The sequence below is a fragment of the Myxococcus sp. CA039A genome (assembly GCF_013336645.1).
In the GTDB taxonomy this organism is placed as follows: domain Bacteria; phylum Myxococcota; class Myxococcia; order Myxococcales; family Myxococcaceae; genus Myxococcus; species Myxococcus llanfairpwllgwyngyllgogerychwyrndrobwllllantysiliogogogochensis.
This window is the reverse complement of sequence record NZ_JABUMQ010000479.1, coordinates 1-5966: the sequence shown is the minus strand read 5'-3', so window position 1 is coordinate 5966 and position 5966 is coordinate 1. Positions and strand designations below refer to the sequence as shown.

At 69.9% G+C, this 5966-nt stretch carries 6 protein-coding genes; all 6 read left to right on the top strand.

Going from position 1 to position 5966, the window contains the following annotated elements; all coding sequences use genetic code 11:
* The coding region (locus HR086_RS43835) for a PqqD family protein (protein ID WP_306663481.1) at positions 1 to 300 on the top strand (300 nt) is incomplete at its 5' end.
* Positions 300 to 842: a hypothetical protein gene (locus tag HR086_RS43830; protein ID WP_174455485.1), complete on the top strand. Its 543-nt coding sequence runs from the start codon at positions 300 to 302 to the stop codon at positions 840 to 842. The genes HR086_RS43835 and HR086_RS43830, both read left to right, overlap by 1 nt.
* 1 nt (position 843) lies before the next feature.
* Positions 844 to 3957, top strand: coding sequence for a dehydrogenase (locus tag HR086_RS43825; protein WP_373564438.1), 3114 nt, complete (start codon positions 844 to 846; stop codon positions 3955 to 3957).
* On the top strand, positions 3954 to 4133 hold the full coding sequence (locus HR086_RS43820; protein ID WP_141646463.1) for a hypothetical protein: 180 nt from the start codon (positions 3954 to 3956) through the stop codon (positions 4131 to 4133). The genes HR086_RS43825 and HR086_RS43820 overlap by 4 nt, the downstream gene beginning before the upstream one ends.
* Positions 4121 to 5026 carry a hypothetical protein gene (locus tag HR086_RS43815; RefSeq protein WP_373564437.1) on the top strand — a complete coding sequence of 302 codons (906 nt, stop codon included), beginning with the start codon at positions 4121 to 4123 and terminating at the stop codon, positions 5024 to 5026. The genes HR086_RS43820 and HR086_RS43815 overlap by 13 nt, the downstream gene beginning before the upstream one ends.
* Positions 5019 to 5945, top strand: a complete 927-nt coding sequence (gene miaA / locus HR086_RS43810) for a tRNA (adenosine(37)-N6)-dimethylallyltransferase MiaA (protein ID WP_174468611.1) — start codon at positions 5019 to 5021, stop codon at positions 5943 to 5945. Before HR086_RS43815 ends, miaA begins: the two co-directional genes overlap by 8 nt.
* Positions 5946 to 5966 lie beyond the last annotated feature (21 nt).

Below are 5966 nucleotides of genomic sequence, written 5' to 3'. Positions count from 1 at the left end.
CCCATGAGCGGCGACTTCTCGGCGGACCATCTTCCGCGGCGACGGGTGGGGGCGGAGGGACAGCGCTTCGGCGCGGACTTTCTCCTGCTGGACGCGGAGGGGCGCACGTTGCGTGGCCTCAACGCGACGGCGGTGCGAATCTGGGAGCTCAGTGACGGGACGCGCTCCGCGCGCTCGGTGGCCGACGTCGTGGCCCGCGAGTTCTCCATGGACGTGGGGCAGGTGCTCACGGACACGTTGCGGTTTCTCACGGACCTGGCCCGACTGGGCCTGGTCGACGAGCTTCAGGAGGTACGGTGATGCGAGCGCGCATTGCGGCGGGCTGCTCGGCGGCGGCGCTGCTGCTGACGGCCTGTACGGAGAGCGGAATCTCTCCCCGGGTGTTCGACTGGACGGATGCACCCGCGGAGGGCACGCCGCCCGCCGTGGAGCCCGTTGCTCCCACGGACGTGCTGGGCGAGGAGAGCGAGGCCGCCCGGCCTCCGACGGCTGAAGCCGCGGAGGGAGAGCCGATGCCGACGCCCGTCTCAGGACACGCGGAGGTGGTGGGGCTGGACGCGCATGGCCTGTCGGACGTGTCCCAGGTGGACGTGGACCTGACGGTGAGCGGCGTGCGTGGCAAGGGCCGCGTGGAGGTCGAGTTCGTGTCGCCCTCGGGCCATCCGTACGAGCGTCGCACCTCCGTGGTGGAGGCGAAGCCGGACGTGACTCGTACCGTGCGCTTCTCGCTGCCCGTGGCCGGAACGACGGTGGCCACCTCCGGCATGAGCGGGACGTGGCAGGTTCGCTTCTTTCTCGACGGCGCGCCGCTGACCACGGCCGCCTTCACCCTGGAGCCGTGACGTGAGGCCTTCCGCCATGATTCCCACGCTGAACGCCCGCCTCGCCGTGCTCGTCGCGGTGCTCGTCCTTCCTTCCGCCGCGCTGGCCCAGAGCACGACCCGCGCCGCCGTCTTCACGACGCTCGCGGAGCCCGGGGAGACCCAGGCGACCGTGGTGATGGATGAGGTCTCCGAGCTGCGCGTCGAGGTGCGCAACAACACCCGGAGCACCTCGCCGCAGTTCCGGCCCATCAACCAGGTGTCGTTCACGCTGCCCACGGGCTACACGCTGCTGGAGAGCCCGGCGCCCACGGGTTGGGTCGCGGACCACTTCATCGCGGCGCGCCTGGTGACGTACAACATCCCGGTCAACTGCGCGCAGGCGGACGCCGGCCTGATGCAGAACCAGACGGCGACCTTCACGCTGCGGATGATTCCGCAAGTGACGGCGGCCAATGCCACGGGCCAGCGGTTCACGACGCTGACGGCCCACGAGTCCTGCGGAAACCAGTCCTTCGGCACGAACCGGACGACGGCCGCTGCGGAGTGGCGGCGCGTGGGGCTGTCCACGCGGGTCGACATCCAGCCACGGGTCCTTCCCGTGGGCGACGACCTCACCGCGCGCCTCGTCATCGAGAACCGGACCAGCCAGACGGCCGCCCAGAACAACATCACGGCGGAAGGCCCCAGCACCGGCGTGGGCGGTGTCTCGTTCGAGGTCGTCGAGGTCCAGCCGGCCAACTTCCAGGTGAACATTCCCCTGCGGAACGCGGCCATCCTCTCCGCTCGAGCCACCACTGAGACGGGCGGGACGATGGTGGCCAGCGTCCGCGCCACCAACGGAAGCGGATCGGTCACCTCGGCCGTGGCCGACACGCCCATGGTGAACGTGGGTGTGCTCGCGGCCTCGGGTGACGTGGACAACGTCCACGCCTTCGTGGGTGAGACGGTGAAGGTGCGGCTCAGCGTCACCAACACGTCCACCACCGCGTCCTATCTGAACGTGACGCCTCGTGCCCCCATCTTCGTGGGCACTGCCGTGGCGGCCCTCGCTTCCGGCCCCAGTCCCGCGAGCGTGTCGCGCCTGGCCCCCGGCGCTTCCGCGCACTTCATCTGGAGCTACACCCTCACCGGCGCCGAGTTCTCCGACTTCGCCTTCGATGTGCAGGCGGATGCGACGTTGAACGGGAGCGCCGCGACGACCCAGGTCGTTCGTTCGGGACAGGGCCGCATCGTGACGCACCGCCTGAAGGCGAATCCGTCCGTGCTCGTTCCGGGCGTGCCGAACCAGACGGTGGTCTACACGGTGCAGAACCGGGGGACGCTGCCGCTCGAGCAGGTCACGCTGCTCCGGCCCGCCGTGAACTTCTTCCCGTTCGTCAGCGGCAGCCCGGCGGCTCCTGCGGGGTGGTCCATCTCGAGCAATGCGACGAGCTTCACCTGGACGGCGAACAACAACCCCGCGCGCATCATGCCCAACCAGGAGCGCGCCTTCACCGTGACGTACGCGACCGTCGGAAACGTCACCGCGCCCACGGCGTTCCGCCACCGGATGCATCTGCCTCTCGCGTACGCGTCCGAATCGGCCGCGCGCATCGAGGCCCCGGTGACCATCGCCACGGGCACTGCGCCGGAAGTCGAGCGGCTCACCGCGGTGGCTCGGGATGCGAGCGTGACGGTGACGTGGGACAACCCCGCGGTTCACAACGGCGTGCTGGTGCTTCGCTCCGCGGGGGCCGCACCCAACACGCTGCCGGTCGCCGGTCGGACCTACGCCGCCGGCTCGACCCTGGGCAACGCCACCGTCGTCGCCTCCGAGAGCTTCACTTCGACGTCCTCCATCACCGACACCACCGTCGTCAACGGCACCACGTACCACTACCGGGTGTTCAACACGGATGACGTGGGACGGTACTCGGCGGGCAGCAGGCCCACGGCCTCGGCGGCGCTCATCGCGACGCCCCAGGCCCGCGTCGGTGCGGCGCCGTTGTGGTGCTACTCGGTGGGCCTGGATGCGCGCCTCCAGCCCATCACCGAGCTGGGCGTGGGCATCTTCAGCTCCTTCAACGACTCGGTCGTCGCCAACCTCACCAATGTCACCACGCCCTCGGCCGACGGTGCCGAGCGCTGGCGTCCGCTTCCGCTGTCGGGCCTCATCGGCAGCCGCTTCCCGGTGGTGCCGCTCAATGGCCTGGCAGGCCAGTACATTCTCACCGCCGACCAGTCAGGCGTCGCCTACGCGCTCAACGCCACCACCGGCACGGAGCTGTGGCGCTGGGACAACACCGGCGCACCCATTGGCACCATCCAGTCCTTCCCCGTGACGCAGCTCCACGACTACGCGAACGCCGCATACAAGGCCGCGCGGCCGAACCTGGACCTGGCGTTCTTCGCGACGCGACTGGCGAACCCGGCCCTGAATCGCGTGGTGGCGCTCAACGCGCGCACGGGCACTCCGGTCTTCACCTACCAGCCAGGAGACCTGGGCATGGTGAGTGGCGGCATGGTGGTCGACTACACCACCAACCGCCTCTTCATCGGCTCGAAGACGCATGGTGGATCGACGGCCTCGCTCCGAGTCCTGGACACGCTGACCGGCACCGAGGTGACGCGCCTCTCCCTGGGCGACCTGGAGCACAGCCTGGTGCGCAACGCCGTGGCGAATCAGATCTTCGCGACCAACAGCGATGGCGTCGTCCACGGCATCGACGCGGGCACGCTGGCGCCCGTGTGGAGTGCGAATGTGGCGACGCGCCCCTCGCCGAGCACGCCCGCTTTCACCAGCTTCGTGCGGCCCCTGGGCTGGGGCTTCGTGGCCAGCCTCGCGAGTGGCAGCGTGGAGTTCTGGGACTACACGACAGCCGGGGCGACGACGCCCTCGCAGGTGTGGACCACGCTTATCGAGAATCCCTCCGGCACCTTCACCCTCAACTCCAACGGCGTCGTCCGCATCTACGTGGGCAGCTCCGACGGGAAGGTGCATCAGCTCGAGATGATTGGCGGCGTGGACTCGCAGCAGGTGTCCATCGGCGACACTCAGCTCATCGGCACTCCGACCATCGACACCACCGTTTCCCGACTGCATGTGGGCTCTCAGGACGGCCGCATCTGCGCCTTCCCGGTACCGTTCCCGTGAAAAATCCCTCGACTCCTTCGTCCTCTCCGTCGCCGTCGACGGAGGTTCCTCGGACTGCTTCCACCGAGGCCGTTTCGCGCTACGAGGCTCCCGCCATCCTGTGGGAGCAGCCCTTCGTCGCGCTCGCGGCCATGTCTCAGTGCAACATCCCCGGCGAGTCGGAGTGCACGCCCTGAACGCGTCGGGAGCCGGCCCGTCCGGTCCCGAGCGCTCCGGCGGTTCCGACGAAGACGGCCTGGAGACGTCAGGCCCATGGCTCTCCATCGCTGGATGGACCGTGGGCCTTCAGGTGCCAGACTCCCGTGTCCGGGAGTTGCTGCACCGCTCCCTGGCGGGCTTCGTCATTGCTCCACCCTCGGCCGGTGTCCGAATCTGTCGGCTGCGCGTCGTGGCCCCCTCCATGGCCCGCCCCGAGCCGACGACCCGCGAGCTTCCCCGACCCTGGCGTGAGCAGGATGGCTCGCTCCGGCTGGAGGGGGAGGACTACTCGGCGAGACTCGACGCGGACGGCCTCCGTGGTGAGGTGGTCGGCGCGGGTCGCTTCCCCGTGGAGGTGGTGCTGCGGGTGATGCTGGCGGCGGAGCTGGCGCGTCGCGGTGGCCTGTTGGTGCATGGCGTGGCGCTCGTGCATGGCGACGCGGCGGCGCTCTTCACGGGGCACTCGGGCGCGGGCAAGAGCACCCTGGGTGGGCTGTGGATGGACGCTGGCGAGGCGCTGCTCTCGGATGAGCTGGTGGCGGTCTGGCCCGATGCGATGGAGCGCACATGGCGGGCCGCGGGGACGCCGTGGAACCTCGGGTTCCCACGTGAGGCCCGGCTTCGCGCAGTGGGGACGTTGGCCTGGGATTCGAGCTCGCGCTGGGAGCAGCGCCAGCGTGCTGGGGACGTGGGCCGGGTGCTGGTGCACAATGCGCTGTTGTCGGAGGCCTCCTCCGAGGGACGCGGTGCGCTGCTCGCCTCGGCGGGGAGGTTGCTGACGGACGTGGAGCCGGTGCGTCTGGTGTTCTCGCGAGATGCGTCCGCCGCCACCGTGGTGCGTGAGGCCCTGGGAGTGTCGGGACATGGGTGAGGCACAGGAGGGGAGACCGACGTTGACGGTGCTGGCCGGGCCGACGGCGTCGGGGAAGACGTCGCTGGCCATCGAGGTGGCGCGTCGCCTGGGTGGGGAGATCGTCAGCGCGGACTCGCAACAGGTGTACCGGCACTTCGACGTCGGCACGGCGAAGCCTTCGACGGAGGAGCTGGCCGCGGTGCCGCATCACCTCGTGTCCGTGGTGGACCCGATGGAGACGTTTTCCGCCGCCGAGTACCAGCGCCGAGCGGACGCGGCCATCGCCGACATCACCGGACGCGGTCGGCCCGTGGTCGTCGTGGGAGGCACGGGGCTGTATCTGCGCATCCTGCTTCACGGCGTGGTGGACGCCCCGGGAGCGCTCCCGGAGCTGCGCGCGGAGCTGGATGCGCTCGCGGCGGAACAGGGGCGCGAGGCCGTCCATCGCCGGCTGGCGGAAGTGGACCCGGAGACCGCGGCGAAGCTGCCCATTCAAGACCTGGTGCGAGTGGTCCGCGCGCTGGAGATCCACGCGCAAACGGGCGTGCCCGCCTCCGAGTTCCGCAAGGCCCATGCGTTCGCTCCGGACCGGTATCCCTTCCGGTTCTACGTGTTGGACCCGCCGCGAGAGGAGCTGTACGGCCGCATCAACGCGCGCACGGAGGCCATGTTCGCGTCCGGGCTCGTGGAGGAAACCCGGGCACATCTGGAGCGAGGCCTGGGTGATGCCGCCCCGATGAGAAGCGTGGGCTACGTGCAGGCACGTGCGGTGGTGGAGGGCCGCCTGTCCGTGGACGAGGCGATTCGAGACACCGCGCAGGAGACGCGGCGGTACGCCAAACGCCAGCTCACCTGGTTCCGCAAGGAGCCGGGCGCCGTCTTCATCCAGCCCCCGTATGCCTCCCTGCGCGAGAGCACGCCGAGCGCACCGGGCTGAAGTCACCCTCCAGGGAGGGGC

Coding starts and splice junctions, on each gene's coding strand:
- HR086_RS43830 (WP_174455485.1), top strand. CDS start 300: ATGCGAGCGCGCATTGCGGCGGGCTGCTCGGCGGCGGCGCTGCTGCTG.
- miaA (WP_174468611.1), top strand. CDS start 5,019: ATGGGTGAGGCACAGGAGGGGAGACCGACGTTGACGGTGCTGGCCGGG.